General features: G+C 66.4%; 18 protein-coding genes. 10 read left to right on the top strand and 8 right to left on the bottom strand.

The genetic code is table 11. The annotated features are described in order from the left end of the window. Positions 1 to 39 precede the first annotated feature (39 nt). Genes purM through SSA01S_RS00125 form a run of 4 tightly spaced genes read left to right on the top strand, consistent with a single transcriptional unit; the run spans position 40 to position 2,621 of the window. Complete coding sequence (purM, locus tag SSA01S_RS00110; protein WP_061778654.1) at positions 40 to 1,173, top strand: phosphoribosylformylglycinamidine cyclo-ligase; 1,134 nt, start codon at positions 40 to 42, stop codon at positions 1,171 to 1,173. Beyond that, positions 1,163 to 1,741, top strand: a complete 579-nt coding sequence (gene purN / locus SSA01S_RS00115) for a phosphoribosylglycinamide formyltransferase (protein WP_061778655.1) — start codon at positions 1,163 to 1,165, stop codon at positions 1,739 to 1,741. Before purM ends, purN begins: the two co-directional genes overlap by 11 nt. Beyond that, a complete protein-coding gene (locus SSA01S_RS00120) occupies positions 1,738 to 2,025 on the top strand; it encodes an MmcQ/YjbR family DNA-binding protein (protein WP_061778656.1) in 288 nt (95 codons plus the stop codon). The genes purN and SSA01S_RS00120 overlap by 4 nt, the downstream gene beginning before the upstream one ends. Beyond that, on the top strand, positions 2,022 to 2,621 hold the full coding sequence (locus tag SSA01S_RS00125; RefSeq protein ID WP_061778657.1) for a hypothetical protein: 600 nt from the start codon (positions 2,022 to 2,024) through the stop codon (positions 2,619 to 2,621). Before SSA01S_RS00120 ends, SSA01S_RS00125 begins: the two co-directional genes overlap by 4 nt. Here the strand turns inward: SSA01S_RS00125 and SSA01S_RS00130 are convergent. From SSA01S_RS00130 to SSA01S_RS00145, 4 genes are all read right to left on the bottom strand, one after another. After that, a complete protein-coding gene (locus SSA01S_RS00130) occupies positions 2,618 to 3,136 on the bottom strand; it encodes a GNAT family N-acetyltransferase (RefSeq protein ID WP_061778658.1) in 519 nt (172 codons plus the stop codon). The two genes, SSA01S_RS00125 and SSA01S_RS00130, sit on opposite strands and share 4 nt — an antisense overlap. Further along, positions 3,136 to 3,558 carry a nucleoside-diphosphate kinase gene (gene ndk, locus SSA01S_RS00135; protein WP_007403624.1) on the bottom strand — a complete coding sequence of 141 codons (423 nt, stop codon included), beginning with the start codon at positions 3,556 to 3,558 and terminating at the stop codon, positions 3,136 to 3,138. The genes SSA01S_RS00130 and ndk overlap by 1 nt, the downstream gene beginning before the upstream one ends. A 117-nt stretch (positions 3,559 to 3,675) precedes the next feature. Continuing rightward, positions 3,676 to 4,116 (bottom strand): DNA polymerase III subunit chi, encoded by a 441-nt coding sequence (locus SSA01S_RS00140; protein ID WP_061778659.1) that lies wholly within the window; start codon positions 4,114 to 4,116, stop codon positions 3,676 to 3,678. A gap of 19 nt (positions 4,117 to 4,135) precedes the next feature. Continuing rightward, positions 4,136 to 5,602: a leucyl aminopeptidase gene (locus tag SSA01S_RS00145; protein ID WP_061778660.1), complete on the bottom strand. Its 1,467-nt coding sequence runs from the start codon at positions 5,600 to 5,602 to the stop codon at positions 4,136 to 4,138. Between the two features lie 180 nt (positions 5,603 to 5,782). Here SSA01S_RS00145 and SSA01S_RS00150 point away from each other — a divergent pair, with 180 nt between their 5' ends. The 4 genes from SSA01S_RS00150 to rsmA are packed head-to-tail and all read left to right on the top strand — an operon-like array spanning position 5,783 to position 11,287. Beyond that, on the top strand, positions 5,783 to 8,011 hold the full coding sequence (locus SSA01S_RS00150; RefSeq protein ID WP_170171688.1) for an LPS-assembly protein LptD: 2,229 nt from the start codon (positions 5,783 to 5,785) through the stop codon (positions 8,009 to 8,011). Between the two features lie 58 nt (positions 8,012 to 8,069). Next, positions 8,070 to 9,452, top strand: coding sequence for a peptidylprolyl isomerase (locus SSA01S_RS00155; protein WP_061778662.1), 1,383 nt, complete (start codon positions 8,070 to 8,072; stop codon positions 9,450 to 9,452). A gap of 13 nt (positions 9,453 to 9,465) precedes the next feature. Beyond that, positions 9,466 to 10,461, top strand: coding sequence for a 4-hydroxythreonine-4-phosphate dehydrogenase PdxA (gene pdxA / locus SSA01S_RS00160; RefSeq protein WP_082794843.1), 996 nt, complete (start codon positions 9,466 to 9,468; stop codon positions 10,459 to 10,461). 1 nt (position 10,462) lies between these two features. Continuing rightward, positions 10,463 to 11,287: a 16S rRNA (adenine(1518)-N(6)/adenine(1519)-N(6))-dimethyltransferase RsmA gene (gene rsmA / locus SSA01S_RS00165; protein WP_061778663.1), complete on the top strand. Its 825-nt coding sequence runs from the start codon at positions 10,463 to 10,465 to the stop codon at positions 11,285 to 11,287. A 139-nt stretch (positions 11,288 to 11,426) separates the two neighbouring features. Here the strand turns inward: rsmA and SSA01S_RS00170 are convergent, their stop codons facing one another. The 3 genes from SSA01S_RS00170 to guaB are packed head-to-tail and all read right to left on the bottom strand — an operon-like array spanning position 11,427 to position 14,626. Beyond that, a complete protein-coding gene (locus tag SSA01S_RS00170) occupies positions 11,427 to 11,930 on the bottom strand; it encodes a tetratricopeptide repeat protein (protein WP_061778664.1) in 504 nt (167 codons plus the stop codon). Between the two features lie 32 nt (positions 11,931 to 11,962). After that, positions 11,963 to 13,150, bottom strand: coding sequence for an RsmB/NOP family class I SAM-dependent RNA methyltransferase (locus tag SSA01S_RS00175; RefSeq protein ID WP_061778665.1), 1,188 nt, complete (start codon positions 13,148 to 13,150; stop codon positions 11,963 to 11,965). A gap of 18 nt (positions 13,151 to 13,168) precedes the next feature. Beyond that, positions 13,169 to 14,626: an IMP dehydrogenase gene (gene guaB / locus SSA01S_RS00180; RefSeq protein ID WP_058716891.1), complete on the bottom strand. Its 1,458-nt coding sequence runs from the start codon at positions 14,624 to 14,626 to the stop codon at positions 13,169 to 13,171. 127 nt (positions 14,627 to 14,753) lie between these two features. On the opposite strand from guaB, the gene SSA01S_RS00185 reads away from it, so the two are divergent. Together SSA01S_RS00185 and SSA01S_RS00190 are read left to right on the top strand one after the other, a co-directional pair. After that, positions 14,754 to 15,728 carry an SPFH domain-containing protein gene (locus SSA01S_RS00185; protein ID WP_061778666.1) on the top strand — a complete coding sequence of 325 codons (975 nt, stop codon included), beginning with the start codon at positions 14,754 to 14,756 and terminating at the stop codon, positions 15,726 to 15,728. Continuing rightward, positions 15,725 to 16,180 carry an NfeD family protein gene (locus SSA01S_RS00190; protein WP_061778667.1) on the top strand — a complete coding sequence of 152 codons (456 nt, stop codon included), beginning with the start codon at positions 15,725 to 15,727 and terminating at the stop codon, positions 16,178 to 16,180. The genes SSA01S_RS00185 and SSA01S_RS00190 overlap by 4 nt, the downstream gene beginning before the upstream one ends. A 51-nt stretch (positions 16,181 to 16,231) precedes the next feature. Here SSA01S_RS00190 and SSA01S_RS00195 read toward each other — a convergent pair whose 3' ends face one another. Continuing rightward, complete coding sequence (locus SSA01S_RS00195; protein WP_061778668.1) at positions 16,232 to 17,839, bottom strand: phosphoenolpyruvate carboxykinase; 1,608 nt, start codon at positions 17,837 to 17,839, stop codon at positions 16,232 to 16,234. Positions 17,840 to 17,845 lie beyond the last annotated feature (6 nt).

The following is a 17,845-nucleotide window of genomic DNA, read 5'->3' on the forward strand; positions in this document are numbered from 1 at the left end:
GACGTGGAAATCCAAGCGCGATGTCGCTAACCGGCAAACATGACCGACAATAGCACGCCGTCCCCCACCCCTTCGCCCGCCGAAACCGGCGCGTCCTACACCTATGCCGATGCGGGCGTTTCGATCGCCGCGGGCAACGCGCTGGTCCGCGCGATCGGCCCGCTCGCCAAGGCGACGCGGCGGCCGGGGGCCGATGCCGACCTGGGCGGCTTCGGTGGTTTCTTCGACCTGAAGGCCGCCGGTTTCACCGACCCGTTGCTGGTCGCGGCCAATGATGGCGTCGGCACCAAGCTGAAGCTCGCCATCGAGCATAACCGCCATGACGGCGTGGGCATCGATCTGGTCGCGATGTGCGCCAACGACCTCGTGGTGCAAGGCGCCGAGCCCTTGTTCTTCCTCGATTATTACGCGACCGCCAAGCTGGAGGGCGATGTCCCCGAGCGCGTCATCGCCTCGATTGCCGAGGGCTGTCGTATCGCGGGCTGCGCGCTGATCGGCGGCGAAACGGCCGAGATGCCGGGCATGTACGCGCCCGGCGACTATGACCTGGCGGGCTTCTGCGTCGGCGCGGTCGAGCGTGACCAGGTGCTGACCGGTGCCACCATCGGTGATGGCGACGTTATCCTGGGCCTCGCCTCGTCGGGTGTCCATTCCAACGGCTTTTCGCTGGTCCGTCGTCTGGCCGCCGACAAGGGGTGGAAGCTCGATCGTCCCGCGCTGTTCGATCAGGACGTGCTGCTGATCGAGGCGCTGATGGCTCCGACTCGGATCTACGTCCGTTCGCTGCTCCCGTCGATCAAGGCGGGTTCGATCAAGGGGCTTGCCCATATCACCGGCGGCGGGCTGCTCGAAAACATCCCACGCGTGCTGCCCAAGGGCGCGCATGCCGTCGTCGATGCCGATGGCTGGGAACAGCCGCGCCTGATGGCCTTCCTGCAGGCGCAGGGTGGCATCGAGCCTGAGGAAATGGCGCGCACCTTCAACTGCGGCGTCGGCATGGCGGTGATCGTCGCGGCCGACCAAGCCGATGCGGTCGCCGAGACGCTGCGCGCGGCGGGGGAGACGGTCGTCACCATCGGTCGGGTCGAATCGGGCGAGCGCGGCTGCACCGTCAAGGGTTCGGCGGGCACTTGGAGCGCGAAGGCGGACTGGACCGCGACCCATGTCGGCTGACCAGCCGGTGAAGGTTGGTATCCTGATTTCCGGCCGGGGTTCCAACATGCAGTCGCTGGTCGCGGCGTCGAGGGAAGCGGGCGCGGCCTATCAGGTCGCCCTCGTCGCCTCCGACAAGCCCGAGGCGGCGGGACTGGCCTGGGCGAAGGAACAGGGGATCGCTACTTTCGCCCTGTCGCCCAAGGGCATCGGTAAGCCCGCCTATGAAGCGGCGATCGACCAAGCCCTGCGCGATGCGGGCGTTCAGGTGATCGCGCTGGCCGGTTACATGCGGCTGCTGTCCGGCGATTTCGTCGCGCGGTGGCAGGGACGCATCGTCAACATCCACCCCTCGCTACTGCCGCTCTACAAGGGGCTCGACACGCATGCGCGCGCCATTGCGGCGGGCGATGCGACGGCGGGCTGCTCGGTCCATGTCGTGACCGAGGAACTGGATGACGGCGAAGTGCTGGGCCAGGCGGAGGTGCCGATCCTGCCGGGCGACGACGCCACGGCACTTGCGGCGCGTGTGCTCGTTGAGGAGCATCGTCTCTATCCCCAAGTCCTGACGGAGTTCGTGCGTCGATGACCGATACCCTGACCCGCATCCGCGACATCGCCATGCTGCTGCCCGGCACGACCGAAGATACGCAGGCGAGCGAAACCCGCTTCCTGGTCGAAGGCAAGCCGTTCGTCCGCGTCGCGGAAGGCGCGTCGGGCGTGCATGTCTGCACCGCCGACGAAGGCACCGAGCCGCATTGGAGCGAGATCGCGCTGTCGGGCGACATCGACTGGACGCTGGTCGAGGATCGCATCGCGCGGAGTTGGGAACTGGTCGCGCCAACCGAGTTGCTGGAGGCTGGCGGCCGATGAGTGACCGGGCTGGTGACGAAGCGGCCGACCGCGCCAAGTCACGGCGCCGCTTGCTGAGCCTGGCGGAGTTCGTCGCGGTGGCGGGCCTGCTCGTCGCTGCGCTCACGCTCTATCTCAACTGGTCCCAACGGCGCAGCGATGCCGCCGACAAGGCCGCGACCGCCACGGCGCAGCGCAACGAGCGCGCCCGGTTGGATCTGACCGCCACGGTCGAGAATGACGGCCGCCGCCTGGCGCTGCGCGATCCGAATCACGACCTTCAGGATGTGGCGATAGACTTTCCGGGGAAGTCGGGCATTGCCCGTCAAGCGCCGGTCGGCGATCCGGTGATCGAGGCAGGGCCGATCGCCGATCCGATCCTGGCCCTGACCGATGGCCAGACGGACACGAAGGAAGGCCGCCTGCCCGTGCTGATCACCGTCCGCTACTGGGACGGCGATACTGCGCGGACCGTGACGGGCCTGTACGACGTGATCTGGAGCACCCATGGCCGGTTGCTGCGCGGCCGAACGTTGCGGCTGGAAGGACTGCGGCTGAAGGATCGCAACGGCACGCCCGCCAAGCTCGACGCGGCCTGGGCGGCCAAGCGCGGCTAAAGGTCGCGGGCGTAGACGACATCGTCATAAACGGTGTCGCCGACGCGAAACTGGCGCGTTCCAGCCAGCGTAAAGCCTTCACGTTCGTAGAACGCGCGTGCATTGTGGTTGATTCCCAGTACGCCCAGCAGCATGCGGCGGCGTCCAAGGGCTCGCGCATCGTCGATGGCACGCGTCATGAGCTTGTGACCCAATCCGGTGCCGCGCGTCAGCGACAGGGCGTAGATGCGGCGGAGTTCGATGTCGCGGGGGCCGGTTTCGATCGGCAGATCGGGCGGTACGAGAAGACTATAGCCGACCGGCGCGGCGCCGTTGGGATGCTCAGCCAAGGTGGCGACGCAGGACATGTCCGCGATCCAGCCATCGAACTTGGCGACTGAGCTGTTGGTGGTGCAGTGGCGCACCATGTCGGGACCGGTGATGATCCCGGCAAAAGTCTCGAGGAAACTGGCGGCCGCGACCAGCGACAGCGCGGGCGCATCGCCCGGCCCCGCCTGTCGCAGCCGCCATTCCATCAGCCGACGATTTCTTCCGGCTTGAAGAAGTACGCGATCTCGATCTCGGCATTCTCGTCCGAGTCCGAACCGTGGACGGTGTTGGCTTCGATCGACTCGGCCAGTTCCTTGCGGATCGTGCCCGGCTCGGCATTCGCCGGGTTGGTCGCGCCCATGATGTCACGGTTGCGCTGCATTGCGTTCTCGCCCTCGAGAACCTGCACGACGACCGGACCCGAGATCATGAACTCGACCAGATCGTTGAAGAAGGGGCGCTCCTTGTGCACCGCGTAGAAGCCTTCGGCCTGCTCGCGGGTCATCTGGATACGCTTCGAGGCGACGACGCGCAGGCCGGCTTCCTCCAGCATCTTGGTGACGGCGCCGGTCAGGTTGCGGCGGGTCGCGTCGGGCTTGATGATCGAAAAGGTACGGTTCGCGGCCATGATGGTCACGCAGCTCCTGAATAAGTTGGCTGGAAGTGGCGCCGCCCTAGTCGGGGCCGGGCGGCATTGCAATGTCTTATGGTGAGCGGTTGATCCTCCCCCTCGCCAGGGCGATCGCTATGCCGCCTGTTCCCAGCGACCTTGGTCGTTCTGCTTCCAGTAACGCCGTTCCACCCCTTCGCGGTCGGCCAACGCGCGCCAGGCTGCGCGCGCCTCGGCGATACGGTCGCGGTCGAAGAAGTGAAACGTGCGATCGAAGTCGAGCGCCTCGTCGCGCCACACGCCGTCTGCCAGTGCGACATGGCGCGCGCCATTGGTCGGCTGCACCTCGGATGCGATCAGGATCGGCTGGGCGGCATCGTCCGCTTCCCCCGCCTGGGCATGGGGCAGGAACCCGTCAGGGGGGATCATCCACAATTGCCGGTCGAGCGCGGCGCGCTGTTCGGCATCGCCGCTTACGATCAACAGGCGACCACCGCCCGCCATCACCCGATCGGCGATGACGGGCAGCAGCCGGTCGAGCGGCGCCATCGTCAGATGATAGAAATCGACCTGCACGCGCCGCTCCCTGCTTCGATTACGCCTCGAACCGCTCGGCGACGAACCGGTCGAGCAGGCGCACGCCGTAACCGGTCGCGCCCTTGTCGTGGTTGATGCCGGGCTTGTCCGACCAGACCATGCCCGCGATATCCAGATGCGCCCAGGCGACACCCTCATGGATGTAGCGCTTCAGGAACTGCGCCGCCGTGATCGAGCCGCCGCCGCGCGGACCGACATTCTTCATGTCGGCGATCTGGCTGTCGATCAGCTTGTCATAGGCATCGCTGAGCGGGAAGCGCCACAGCTTCTCGCCCGTTTCCTTGCCCGCCGCCAACAGCGCGTCGGCCAGCGAATCGTCATTGGCGAACAGGCCGCCATGCTCGTTGCCCAGGCTGATGATCATCGCGCCGGTCAGCGTCGCGAGATCGACGATGGTCGAGGGCAAATGCGTCTTCTGGACCCAGGTCAGCGCGTCGCACAGGACCAGGCGGCCTTCGGCGTCGGTGTTGATGACCTCGATCGTCTGGCCCGACATCGACGTCACGACGTCGCCGGGACGCTGCGCATTGCCGTCGGGCATGTTCTCGACCAGGCCCATGACGCCGACGACATTGGCCTTGGCCTTGCGCGCGGCGATCGCCTTCATGGCACCCGCGACGGCACCCGCGCCGCCCATGTCCCACTTCATGTCTTCCATGCCAGCGGCTGGCTTGATCGAAATCCCGCCGGTGTCGAAGGTCACGCCCTTGCCGACCAGCGCCAGCGTCTCGGCATCGGCCGCGCCGCCATTCCACTTCAGGACGAGCAGACGTCCTTCGCGCACCGAGCCCTGGCTGACGCCCAGCAGAGCCCCCATGCCCAAGTCGCGCATCTGCGCCTCGTCGAGCACGGTGACCTCCAGGCCGAGCCCCTCGACATCGGCCAGCACGCGCTCGACAAAGGTCTCGGGATAGAGCTTGTTCGGCGGCTCCGAGACGAGCGTACGGGTCAACTCCAGCCCGCCGTTCACCGCATGGATGCGGGCATAGGCCGCCTCGGCATCGGTGTCCGCGTCGACGATCGCGATACGCGTCAGGGTCGGCTTGGCGCTTTCGGGCAGCTTGGTGCGATAGACGTCGTGCCGCCAGCCGCGTTGCACCGCAGCCCCGGCGAATTCGGCGACTGCAGTCGCGGACGGCTTGGTACCCAGCCCGGTCAGGATCAGCGACGCCGAGGATGCGGTGGTCAGCAGCTTGGCGGTCAGCGCGCCGCCCGCCTTGCGCCAATCCGCATCGGTGCCCGAACCGATGCCCAGCAAGATGATGCGACGAATGCTACCGTCGAAGGGGGCGAAGAACTCGACCACGGAGCCCGCCTCGCCCTTGAAGCGCGCGGCCGCGATCGCCGCCTGGCCCATCGCGACCATGCCGTCCCCGCCCGCTCGAGCGAAGTCCGTCTGATCCTTGCCCAGCGGAATGACGACAACGTCGTCGGACTCGACGGAGGCATTGAACGCGATCTGCATGAAGAACCTCTGATCAACTGATATCGGATGCTACCATCTAGGCCTTGTGCCGCTCGAGGCAAGCGCGCGATTGCAGCAAGCCGCCGGTGATGCGATAGGCGGGCGTTCAGCGGCGTCGCCCGGCCGGGGGAGGCTTATCATCGTGTCGGCAAGGACGGACCAGATATCATCGTGCGCAGAATGACGCTTCTGACCGGCAGCGCCCTGCCCTTTGCCCTTCTGATGGCCGCGCCATCGGCCGCCCAGGACCTTCAGGATCGCGCCGTCGCGCCGCCACCCAGCGAAGGGCCTGCGCCCTACAATCCCGATCAGGTTCGTTTCAGCGCCGAGCAGCTGGAGTATGACATCAACGCCGATATCGTCACGGCAACCGGCGAAGTGCGGATGCTCCGCCAGGGCGAACGACTGCGTGCCGACAAGGTCACCTGGAACCGCAAGACGGGCAAGGTCCTGGCGACGGGCAACATCGCGGTCACCAATCCCCAGGGCGATATCGCCTATGGCGACCAGATCGAGCTGACCGATTCGCTAAAGGACGGCGTGGTCGACAATATGCTGGTCGTGCTGGAACAGGGCGGTCGCCTGGCCGCCGTACGCGGCACCCGCCAGCAGGACGGCACGGTCAACCTCGAGCGTGCTGCCTACACCCCTTGCGCGGTGGAGACCTCCGAAGGCTGTCCCAAGGAGCCGTCGTGGAAAATCACCGCGGTCCGCGTCACCTATCGCCCTGATCGCGAGCGCGTCTATTTCAACGGTGCCAAGCTCAACCTGTTCGGCCTGCCGACCATCCCGCTTCCCCGGCTGTCCGCGCCGGTCGGCTCCGGCGGCGACAGCGGTTTTCTGACCCCCGACATTCGGCTGGACCGCGTGAACGGTGTCGAACTCGCCGCACCCTATTATTGGAAGCTCGCCCCCAATAAGGGGCTGACCGTCACGCCGCACATCTTCACCGCCGTGCTGCCGATGTTGGAGGCGCAGTATGAGGCGCTGACCACCAAGGGTGCCTTCCGCATCACCGGCTATGGCACCGCCAGCCGTCGCAGCGACGACCTGAACACGCTCAATCCGACCGACACCAGCCAGGCGTTCCGTGGTTATCTGGATGCCGTCGGCCGCTATCAATTCTCGCCGGAATGGAGCCTGTCGGGCTCGATGCGGATCACCACCGACCGCACCTTCCTGCGCCGCTATGACATTTCCCGCGACGACCGGCTGCGCACCACCGCCAGCCTGGAGCATATCGACGCCGACAGCTATTTCGCGCTGACCGGCTGGTATGTGGAAACGCTGCGCGTCAACGATCCGCAGGGGCAGCAGCCGATCGCATTGCCCGAGCTCGACTATCGCCGCCGGTTCAACGACCCCTGGCTGGGCGGCAAGTTCGAGATGCAGCTCAATACGCTGGCGATCAGCCGGACCGCCGGACAGGATACGCAGCGCGCCTTTGCCAGCATGCGCTGGGACCTGCGCCGCCTGACCGACTGGGGTCAGGAGGTGACCTTCACCGCCTATGGTCGCGCCGACGCTTATAACGCCAACAACATCGCGACTACGCCGCTGGTCTATCAGGGGCTGGAGGGTTTCCAGGCCCGTGGTATCGGCGCGCTGGCCGTCGATGTGAAATGGCCGTTCGTCGGCGAGCTATGGGGCGGCAGCCAGCGCTTCACTCCGCGCGTGCAGATCGTGGCCAGCCCCAAGATCCGCAATATCGAAATCCCCAACGAGGATGCGCGGTCGGTCGATCTGGAGGATTCCAACCTCTTCGCGCTGAACCGCTTCCCCGGTTACGACCGGTTCGAGGATTCGACGCGCATCACCTATGGCGCGCAATGGGCGCTGACCCTGCCCGGCTTCACCTTCGACACGATCGTCGGGCAGAGCTTCCGCCTGAACGACCGGCCGACGATCCTCTATCCGGGGACCGGCCTGTCCGATCGCTGGTCGGATATCGTCGGGCGTACCGACATCCGGTTCCGTGATTTCGTCTCGCTGACCCATCGCTTCCGCCTCGACAAGGACAGCTTTACCGTCCGCCGGAACGAGATCGACGCGACGGTAGGCTCGCGCACCACCTATGCGCAGGTCGGCTATCTTCGGCTGAAGCGGAACATCTTCACCTCGATCGAGGATTTGCAGGACCGCGAGGAAGTGCGGCTGGCGGGACGCGTGCAGTTCGCCCGCTTCTGGTCGGCATTCGGATCGACCGTCATCGATCTGACCGACCGGTCGGAGGATGCGCTGTCGCTGTCCAACGGCTTCGATCCGATTCGCCACCGGCTGGGTGTGCAGTATGAGGACGACTGTCTGCGGCTCGGCTTCACTTGGCGACGCGATTATGTGAACACCGGCGACGCGCGGGCGGGTAACAGCTTCCTGTTGACGCTGGCATTCACCAATCTCGGCCGCTAAGCCGATATTCAGCATTGGCGAACCATATCGCGACGGTTACGCGCCTTCGTCAGGCGCGATGGGGATCACAGACACGGTGAAGCACGACATTCGTACCAAGGGCCGCCGCTTCCGCGCGGGCGCAACGTTGATGCTGGTCGCGGTGGCGACGGGCGCGCTGGCGCAGACCGTGCCCGACCAGACCGTGCCCGATACGGGCGGCCTGAACATTCCGTCCAACATGCAGTTGTTCGGCAAGCTGGACCCCAATGTCCGCAAGCCGACCGCGATCGTCAACGACACGGTGCTGACCCAGACCGATATCGACCAGCGCATGGCGTTGGCCATGGCGCTGAACAACGCGACCAACCTGTCGCCGGAGGACCGCGACCGGCTGCGCATGCAGATCCTGCGTCAGTTGATCGACGAGACGCTGCAGATCCAGGAGGCGAAGACCGCCGACATCACCGTCGGCGCCGATGAGATCAACCAGGCCTTTGCCCGCTTTTCCAAGCAGTTCGGCAAGTCGCCCAGCGAGATGAGCGCCTTCCTGCGACAGGTCGGTTCGTCCGACAAGTCGATGCGCCGCCAGATCGAGGGCGAGCTGGCCTGGAGCCGCTATCTGCGTCGCAAGGTCGAGCCGACCGTCAATGTCGGTGACGACGAAGTGAACGCGATCCGCGCCCGCCTGGAAGCGGCCAAGGGGACCGAGGAATATAACCTCAAGGAAATCTTCCTTTCGGCAAACGAAGCAACCCAACAGCAGGTGTTCAGCAACGCCCGCCAGATCATCGGCGAGATCCAGAAGGGCCAGCAGCCCTTCGAGTATTTCGCACGCAGCTTTTCCGAAGCCTCGACCCGCGCGGTCAACGGCGATCTTGGCTGGGTCCGCTCGGCGCAGTTGCCGCCGGAGCTCCAGTCGGCGGTGCAGCAGATGCAGGTCGGCCAGGTCGCCGGACCGATCCAGATCCCGGGCGGCTTCTCGATCCTGTACCTGACCGACAAGCGTCAGGTGCTGACCGCCGATCCGCGCGATTCGCGCCTGTCGCTCAAGCAGCTGACGGTGAAGTTCCCGGCGGGTACGACCCAGGCGCAGGCCAGCGCCCGTGCAGCCGAATTCGCCAAGGCGACCCAGGCGATCCGTGGCTGCGGCGACGTGCAGCGCGTTGCCACCACGCTCAACGCCGAAGTGGTCGACAATGACCAGGTCACCATCCGCCAGCTGCCTGCGCCATTGCAGGAAATCCTGTTGAAGCTGCAGATCGGCCAGGCAACGCCGCCCTTCGGTTCGCCCGAACAGGGTGTCCGCTCGCTCGTCCTGTGCGACCGCGAGGAACCGCGCTCGGGCCAGTTGCCGACCAATGACCAGCTCCAGAACCAGCTGGAGCAGCAGCGGGTCAATCTGCGCGCGAACCAGAAGATGCGCGACCTTCGCCGCGACGCGGTGATCGAATATCGCTGATGGGGGTAAAGCCATGATCCGGCCACTGGCGATTTCGATGGGCGACCCGGCCGGAATCGGGCCGGAGATCATTGCCAAGGCATGGGCTGCGCGTCGCGATGCCGATCTGCTTCCCTTCGTGGCGGTCGGCGACGCGCGGGCGGTCGAGCGGGTGTGGAACGGCCCGATCGTCCGGGTGTCGGACATGGCGGCGGCCGTCGCGGCCTTTGAAGCGGCGCTGCCGATCCTGTCGGTCGACGACGCGGGCGAAATTCGTCCCGGGCAGCCGGATGTCGAGGGTGCGCGTTGCGCCCTGCATTCGCTGGAACTCGCGGTCGGGTTGGTCCGGTCGGAGGCTGCCAGCGCGCTCGTCACCGGACCGGTCAGCAAGGCCCAGCTGTACGATATCGGCTTCAACCATCCGGGGCAGACCGAGTTCGTTGCCGAACGCTGCGGCGTTTCCGGGGCCAATGCGGTCATGATGCTGGCGGGCCCTAGCTTGCGGGTCGTGCCGATCACCACCCATGTGCCGTTGGCGGACGTCTCCGGCCTACTGTCGGTCGACCTGATCGTCGCGAAGGGCCGCGCGACCGCACGGGGACTTTGCAAGAATTTCGGCATCACCGCGCCGCGCCTCGCCTTTGCCGGGCTCAATCCCCATGCGGGCGAAAGCGGCGCCATCGGGCGCGAGGAAATCGACCTGATCGAACCCGCCATCGCGCAGTTGCGCGCCGAGGGCATCGACGCGACCGGGCCGTTCGCGGCCGACACGCTGTTTCACCCGCGCGCCCGCGCGGCCTATGATGCGGCGCTGTGCTGCTATCACGACCAGGCACTGGTGCCGATCAAGACGCTGCATTTCGACGAGGGCGTGAACATCACGCTGGGCCTGCCGATCGTGCGGACCTCGCCCGATCACGGCACCGCCTTTGGTATTGCGGGCCAGAACGTCGCGCATCCCGGGGCCATGATCGCCGCCATCGCGATGGCGGGCGACGCCGCGCGTCGTCGGGCCGCAGCCGCCGCCTGATATGGACCCCGTTACGCCCCTGCCGCCTTTGCGCGAGGTCATCGCGCGCCATGGTCTGTCCGCCGCCAAGTCGCTCGGCCAGAATTTCCTGTTCGACGGCCAGTTGCTCGCCCGGATCGCCGCCATTCCCGGCGATCTGACCGACAGGCAAGTACTCGAGATCGGCCCTGGCCCCGGTGGTCTGACCCGCGCCCTGCTGATGGCAGGCGCAAAGGTCACGGCGATCGAGCGAGACCGCCGCTGTATCCCGGCGCTGGCCGAACTGTCCGAGGCTTTTCCGGATCGGCTTAAGGTGATCGAGGGTGACGCCCTGCGCATCAACGCGCCCGAGCTGTTCGACAGCAAGCCGCATATCGTCTCCAACCTGCCCTATAATGTCGGCACGCCGCTGCTCGTCGGCTGGCTGTCGGGTGCGTGGTTGCCCTGGTGGCAGTCGTGCACGCTGATGTTCCAGAAGGAAGTAGCGGAGCGGATCGTCGCTGCCCCGGACCAGTCGGCCTATGGTCGGCTGGCCGTGCTGACCCAGTGGCGCAGCGATTCGCGGATCGCGATGCCGGTCCACCGCTCGGCCTTCACCCCGCCACCCAAGGTCATGTCGGCGGTCGTGCACATCACGCCGAAGGAAGCGCCCGAAGGGGTCAGCTTCCGCACGCTGGAGCGCCTGACGGCCTCAGCCTTCGGACAGCGCCGCAAGATGCTACGCCAGAGTTTGAAGCCGGTCGCGGGCGCGAACGAAGCGATGGAGTCGATCGGCATCGACCCCGCGCGCCGAGCCGAAACGCTGTCGGTGGCGGAGTTCGTCGCCCTCGCCCGCGCCTTGGGGTGATTAATCCTCCCCGTTTCGGGGAGGTGGCAGGCCGGAAGCCTGACGGAGGAGGCTTTCCGCCAAGCACGCCGTTTGACGATATCTCCCTCCACCATGCTGCGCATAGTTCCCCTCCCCGTACCGGGGAGGATTAGAGCTCTTACGGCGTCGGCGGGGTCTTCCTGTCGACCTGAGCGGTCGTCACGGTTGCGGGCGGGCCCTTGGCGATCTGCGCGGCGAGCGCGGTCGCGTCGGCGCAGTCGGCCTTGCAGAGCGTCTTGATCTTCGCGAGGTTATCCTTCGCACGCGCCACCGCACCACGCTGAACCAGCGCCTCGCCCTGCCCGCGCAACGCGCGCGTGTCGTTCGGGTCGAGCAGCAAGGCCTCGCGGTACAACCGGATCGCCTTGCCCGGCAGGCCGCGCGCATCGGCGACTTCGGCGAGCAGCACGAACGCGGCCCGGTTGCGCGGATCGACGGTCACCGCCGTCTCCAGCATGTCCGTCGCCCCTTCCAGATTGCCCGCCGCCTTCAGGCTTCGCCCCTGTTCCAGCAACTGCATGGAGCGGGCGTCGATCTGGCTGTCGGGGCGCTGGCCGCTGAGCGAGGTGGAAAGCGAGACCACCGCCAACGCGGCGGCGGCGGCCAGGGACGACAAACGCATGAGGAACTCCGGACGTGGCACTGGGCCTGATGCTAGCATGGCGCCCGGAGGCAGGCGACAAAAAAGCCGTCGGTGCCATGGGTGCCCGGATCGAGCCGATGGCCAAGACCGTGCGGCGTCCCGATGGCGGGCTGGATCGCCTCGACCGACCAGCCACCATGCCCGGCCAGGAAGGCCGCAACCTGATCCGTGCCCTCGGCATCGAGTAGCGAACAGACGATATAGATCATGCGACCGCCCGGCTTGACCAGCCCTGCGCCGATTTCCAGCACCTGCGCCTGCATCCCACCCAGCCGCGCCAGCCGCTCAGGTGTCAGCCGCCAGCGCGCTTCCGGGTTGCGCCGCCAGGTCCCGGTGCCCGAACAGGGGGCATCGATCAGCACGCCATCCGCCTTGCCCGCCCAGTCGGCCAGCATCTCGGCCTCATGGCCCGGATTGAGCAGTCGGCTTTCGATAATGCTCGCCCCGGCCCGCTCGGCGCGTGGCGGCAGTTTCTGGAGACGTGCCCGGTCGATGTCACAGGCGAGCAGCGCGCCCTGATTGGCCATGGCGGCGGCCAGCTGGAGCGTCTTGCCCCCCGCTCCCGCACACAGGTCGACGATCCATTCACCGGGCTTCGCGTTCAGCGTTGCCCCGACCAGCTGGCTACCCTCGTCCTGTACCTCGACCAGCCCTGCGCGGTAGACCTCCGATTGTTCGACCGCCGTGCCGTTGGGCAAGCGGATGCCGAGCGGGGCCAGCGGCGTGGCAGCCCCCTCGGGCCATTCGACCAGCACGGCGTCGCGCGTGGTGGCAAGGCTGTTGACCCGGAGATCAAGCGGAGCCCGGTCCACCAACGCGGCCTGCTGGCCTTCGTCCAGCCCGGAAGCGGTCAGCGCCTCGACCAGCCAGGCGGGCGCGACCCCGCCCTGGGCGCGGGGTTCGTCGGGTGTGATCGGCGTGGGGCCATGGCCTATACCGTCGAACGTCGCCGCCACCGCCGGATCATGATCGGCCACCGCCACCATGGCGGCGCGGCCCGATACTGGCACAGCCCCAGCCTGGCGGATGGCAGCATAGACCAGCTCGCGCACCGCGCGTCGGTCTTTCGAACCAGCGTAACGGCGCGTGGCGAAGTAACGCGCGATCAGCGTGTCCGCCGCCGCACCGCCACTGGCGGCCGCGGCGACGATCTCGTCCAGCAACTCGATCGCCGCCTGGGTGCGGGCTCCGGGGGTCATGCGCGGGCGTCCATGGACTTAGCGGGTCGGGTAATTGGGAGCTTCCCGCGTGATCGTCACGTCATGGACGTGGCTTTCCTTCAGGCCCGCACCCGTGATCTGGACGAACTGTGCCCGCTCGCGCAGGGCCTCCAGCGTCGCCGAGCCGGTATAGCCCATCGCCGCCTTGATACCGCCAACCAGCTGGTGGATGACGTCGCGCGCCGGGCCCTTATAGGCGACCTGGCCCTCGATGCCTTCGGGGACCAGCTTCATCTGGTCTTTGATATCGCCTTGGAAATAGCGGTCCGCCGAACCGCGACCCATGGCCCCGACCGATCCCATGCCGCGATAGGATTTATAGGCGCGGCCCTGGTACAGGAAGGTTTCGCCCGGTGCCTCTTCGGTGCCAGCCAGCAGCGAGCCGACCATGCAGGCACCCGCGCCCGCCGCCAGCGCCTTGGCAAGGTCGCCCGAGGTGCGCAGGCCGCCATCGGCGATCACCGGCACGCCCGACTTCCAGCCTTCCTCGGCGCAGTCCATCACGGCGGTCAGCTGCGGCACGCCGACGCCCGCGACGACGCGGGTGGTGCAGATCGAGCCCGGCCCGATGCCGACCTTGACCGCATCCGCGCCGGCTTCGATCAGCGCACGGGTCGCGGCGGCGGTCGCGACATTGCCCGCGATCACCTGAACCGTGTCGGACAGCTTCTTGGCGGCTTCCACGGCGCGGGCTACGTCGCGGTTATGGCCGTGGGCGGTGTCGATGATGACGCAGTCGACCTCGGCCTCGATCAGCGCGCGGGTCCGCTCGAACCCCTTCTCGCCCACCGTCGACGCGGCGGCGACGCGCAGGCGACCGGCCGCGTCCTTGGTGGCCGACGGATAGGTCACCGCCTTTTCGATATCCTTGACCGTGATCAGCCCGACGCAGCGATAGCTTTCATCGACGACCAGCAGCTTTTCGATCCGGCGCGCGTGAAGAAGGCGGCGCGCCTCGTCCTGGCCGACGCCGACCTTCACGGTCGCGAGATTCTCGTGCGTCATCAGCTCGGAGACGGGCTGCTGCGGGTTCTCGGCGAAGCGGACGTCGCGGTTGGTCAGGATGCCGACCAGACGGCCATCGAACTCGACAACAGGGATGCCGCTGATCCGGTGCCGCGCCATCAGCGCCTGCGCCTCGGCCAGGGTCGCGGTCGGCGAGATGGTGATCGGGTTGACGACCATGCCGCTCTCGAACCGCTTGACCTGGCGGACGGCGGCCACCTGCTGCTCGACGGTCAGGTTGCGGTGGAGCACGCCCATGCCGCCCAGCTGCGCCATGACGATCGCCATGTCGGCCTCGGTCACGGTATCCATCGCCGCCGAAAGGACGGGGATGTTGAGCGCGATCGAACGGGTCAGTTGCGTGCGCGTGTCTGCGGTGCTCGGCAGAACGTCGGACTCCTGGGGCACGAGGAGCACGTCGTCGAAGGTGAGGCCGAGGCGGATATCCATGGGGCTGCCAAATCCTGCGGAGGGAACAAGTGGCGGGCCATGTAACCAAAGCAAGCCGTTCCCGCTAGGCCCTTGCTGCACCGCCATGCTAGAACCCGCATCAGACCGATAAAAGGGGGAGCCGTCCATGGGCCTGATCATCGCCGCACTCGCCGTCCTGCTGGTGCTGATGTATCTGATGATGTCGATCAAGATCGTCCGCCAGGGCTATCAATATACGATCGAACATTTCGGCCGCTACACCGGCACGGCCATCCCCGGTTTCAATTTCTACCCCGCCTTTTTCTATCGTGTCGGCCGGAAGGTGAACATGATGGAGCAGGTCATCGACATTCCGGGGCAGGAGATCATCACAAAAGACAATGCGATGATCTCGACCGACGGAGTCGTCTTCTTTCAGGTGCTGGACGCGCCCAAGGCGGCCTATGAGGTGTCGGACCTCTATGTCGCGCTGCTAAACCTGGTGACGACCAATTTGCGAACCGTCATGGGTTCGATGGATCTGGACGAGACCCTGTCCAAGCGCGACGAGATCAATGCGCGTCTGCTCAACGTGGTCGACCATGCGACAACGCCTTGGGGCGTGAAGATCACCCGCGTCGAGATCAAGGACATCCGCCCGCCGGTCGACATCGTCAACGCCATGGCCCGCCAGATGAAGGCAGAGCGCGAGAAGCGCGCCAACATCCTCGAAGCGGAGGGCTCGCGCGCCTCTGAAATCCTGCGCGCCGAAGGGCAGAAGCAGGCGCGTATTCTGGAGGCCGAAGGCCGCCGCGAGTCGGCCTATCGCGACTCGGAGGCCCGCGAACGCGCGGCCGAGGCGGAGGCCAAGGCGACGCGGGTCGTGTCCGAGGCGATCGAGTCGGGCGGCACCCAGGCAATCAACTATTTCATCGCGCAGAAATATGTCGAAGCGGTCGGCAAATTCGCGACCAGCCCCAACGCCAAGACGATCCTGTTTCCGGTCGAGGCGACCCAGTTGATCGGCACGCTGGGCGGTATCGGTGAATTGGCCAAGGAAGCGCTGGGCACCACCAAGTCCGACGCCCCTGCCCCGCGCGTCACGACCAAGCCGGGGCCGTTCGACCAGTCCTCTTCGTGACGATCGCGGATATCGATCCCGCCGCGTTGTGGCTCGCGGCGGGGCTGGCGCTCGGCATCGCGGAGCTGCTGGTGCCTGGCGTCTTTCTGATTTTCCTGGCGATTGCAGCGGGTGTGACCGCCCTGACCGCCTGGGCCATCCCGGAATTGCCGGTCGGGCTGCAGCTCGCCGAGTTCGCGGTGTGGAGCGTCGCCTGTGTGATGATCGGGCGGCGCTGGTATCGGGATTTTCCGGTCGAGAGCGATGCGCCGGTGCTGAACGCGCCCACCCTTCGGCTGCGCGGGCAGATCGTCACCGTCACCACGCCGATCATTGGCGGCGAGGGCCGGGCCCGGCTGGGTGATGGTGAATGGCCAGTACGCGGGCCGGACGCAAACATCGGCACGCGGTTGCGGGTCGCACATGTCGACAGCGGGATATTGCTGGTCGAGCCGATCGGGAATGGAGACTGATGCAAGGCCAAGGGAAAGCGCCCTCCCTAGAACGCTTTCCCCTGACCAGGTTTAGGCCGTGACCGCCACCTTGGGCGCCGCCGCGCGGACGCCTTCGTCGACATGCTCGGCGAACTGCTGGAAGTTTTCGTTGAACAGATCGACCAGCTTGGCGGCCGTTGCATCATAGGCGGCCTTGTCCGCCCAGGTGTCGCGCGGGTTCAGGATCGCGGGATCGACGCCTGGAACCGCCACCGGCACCTGGAAGCCGAAATTCGGATCGGTACGGAACTCGGCCTGGTTCAGGCTGCCGTCGAGCGCGGCGTTGAGCAGCGCGCGTGTCGCCTTGATCGGCATACGATGGCCGACGCCATACTTGCCGCCGGTCCAGCCGGTGTTGACCAGCCAGCAATCGACGCCTCCCTTGGCGATCCGCTCCTTCAGCAGGTTGCCATAAACCGAGGGATGACGCGGCATGAACGGCGCGCCGAAACAGGTCGAGAAGGTCGCATCCGGCTCGGTCACGCCGATCTCGGTGCCAGCAACCCGTGCGGTATAGCCCGAGAGGAAATGGTACATCGCCTGTTCGGGCGTCAGCTTGGCGATCGGCGGCAGGATGCCGTACGCGTCCGCCGTCAGCATCACGATGTTGCGCGGCACACCCCCCATATTGTCCTTCGACGCATTGGGGATGAAGTCGATCGGATAGGCACCCCGGCTGTTCTCGGCCAAGCTGTTGTCGTTCAGGTCCAGCTGGCGCGTGACCGGGTCCATGACGACGTTTTCCAGCACCGTGCCGAAACGCTTGGTCGTCGCGAAGATTTCCGGTTCCGCCTCGGGCGACAGGCGGATCATCTTGGCATAGCAACCTCCCTCAAAGTTGAAGACCGCCGTGTCCGACCAGCCATGCTCGTCGTCGCCGATCAGCGTGCGGCTGGCGTCGGCCGACAGGGTCGTCTTGCCGGTGCCAGACAGGCCGAAGAATACGGCCGTCGATCCGTCCGCGCCCATATTGGCCGAACAGTGCATCGGCATCACGCCGGTCGTCGGCAGCAGATAGTTGAGCAGGCCGAAGACTGACTTCTTCATCTCACCCGCATAGCGCGTCCCGCCGATCAGGATCAGCTTCTCGGTCATGTTGACCGCGATGACCGTCGAAGACCGGCAGCCGTGACGCGCCGGGTCGGCACGGAAGCTGGGGAGGTCGATGATGGTGTAGTCCGCGACGAACTTGCGCAGCTCATGCTCTTCGGGGCGGACCAGCATCGTGCGGATGAACAGATTATGCCAGGCCAGCTCGGTCACGACGCGGACGCGGACGCGGTGTTCCGGCTGCGAGCCACCATAGAGGTCCTGGACGAACAGGTCTTCCTTCTGGCCGAGCGCCGCGAAGAAATCGGCCTTCAGCACGGCGAAATCGTCCGGGCTCATCGGCTTGTTGGTCTTGCCCCACCAGACGGTATCGCGGGTCTCGTCGTCGCGGACCATGAACTTATCCTGCGCCGACCGGCCGGTATGCTCGCCGGTCTCTACGACGAGCGGGCCGTCCGCCGACAGCTTGCCCTCGCCGCGCGCCACGGCGGTTTCGATCAGTCGTGCGGTGACCAGGTTCCAGTGCAACGTCGCCCGGGTCTCGATGCCCTGCGCCTGCAAACCGATCTCAGGAATCCGTTCGTTCATAAGAGT

This window comes from Sphingomonas sanguinis NBRC 13937, from assembly GCF_001591005.1.
GTDB lineage: Bacteria > Pseudomonadota > Alphaproteobacteria > Sphingomonadales > Sphingomonadaceae > Sphingomonas > Sphingomonas sanguinis.

Excerpts from the sequence above, each read along its gene's own strand:
- SSA01S_RS00150 (WP_170171688.1), top strand. The coding sequence starts at position 5,783 with ATGACGCTTCTGACCGGCAGCGCCCTGCCCTTTGCCCTTCTGATGGCC.
- SSA01S_RS00170 (WP_061778664.1), bottom strand. The coding sequence starts at position 11,930 with ATGCGTTTGTCGTCCCTGGCCGCCGCCGCCGCGTTGGCGGTGGTCTCG.
- SSA01S_RS00125 (WP_061778657.1), top strand. The coding sequence starts at position 2,022 with ATGAGTGACCGGGCTGGTGACGAAGCGGCCGACCGCGCCAAGTCACGG.
- SSA01S_RS00145 (WP_061778660.1), bottom strand. The coding sequence starts at position 5,602 with ATGCAGATCGCGTTCAATGCCTCCGTCGAGTCCGACGACGTTGTCGTC.
- SSA01S_RS00155 (WP_061778662.1), top strand. The coding sequence starts at position 8,070 with ATGGGGATCACAGACACGGTGAAGCACGACATTCGTACCAAGGGCCGC.
- guaB (WP_058716891.1), bottom strand. The coding sequence starts at position 14,626 with ATGGATATCCGCCTCGGCCTCACCTTCGACGACGTGCTCCTCGTGCCC.
- SSA01S_RS00130 (WP_061778658.1), bottom strand. The coding sequence starts at position 3,136 with ATGGAATGGCGGCTGCGACAGGCGGGGCCGGGCGATGCGCCCGCGCTG.
- rsmA (WP_061778663.1), top strand. The coding sequence starts at position 10,463 with ATGGACCCCGTTACGCCCCTGCCGCCTTTGCGCGAGGTCATCGCGCGC.
- SSA01S_RS00175 (WP_061778665.1), bottom strand. The coding sequence starts at position 13,150 with ATGACCCCCGGAGCCCGCACCCAGGCGGCGATCGAGTTGCTGGACGAG.
- SSA01S_RS00120 (WP_061778656.1), top strand. The coding sequence starts at position 1,738 with ATGACCGATACCCTGACCCGCATCCGCGACATCGCCATGCTGCTGCCC.
- purM (WP_061778654.1), top strand. The coding sequence starts at position 40 with ATGACCGACAATAGCACGCCGTCCCCCACCCCTTCGCCCGCCGAAACC.
- SSA01S_RS00185 (WP_061778666.1), top strand. The coding sequence starts at position 14,754 with ATGGGCCTGATCATCGCCGCACTCGCCGTCCTGCTGGTGCTGATGTAT.
- purN (WP_061778655.1), top strand. The coding sequence starts at position 1,163 with ATGTCGGCTGACCAGCCGGTGAAGGTTGGTATCCTGATTTCCGGCCGG.
- SSA01S_RS00195 (WP_061778668.1), bottom strand. The coding sequence starts at position 17,839 with ATGAACGAACGGATTCCTGAGATCGGTTTGCAGGCGCAGGGCATCGAG.
- ndk (WP_007403624.1), bottom strand. The coding sequence starts at position 3,558 with ATGGCCGCGAACCGTACCTTTTCGATCATCAAGCCCGACGCGACCCGC.
- pdxA (WP_082794843.1), top strand. The coding sequence starts at position 9,466 with ATGATCCGGCCACTGGCGATTTCGATGGGCGACCCGGCCGGAATCGGG.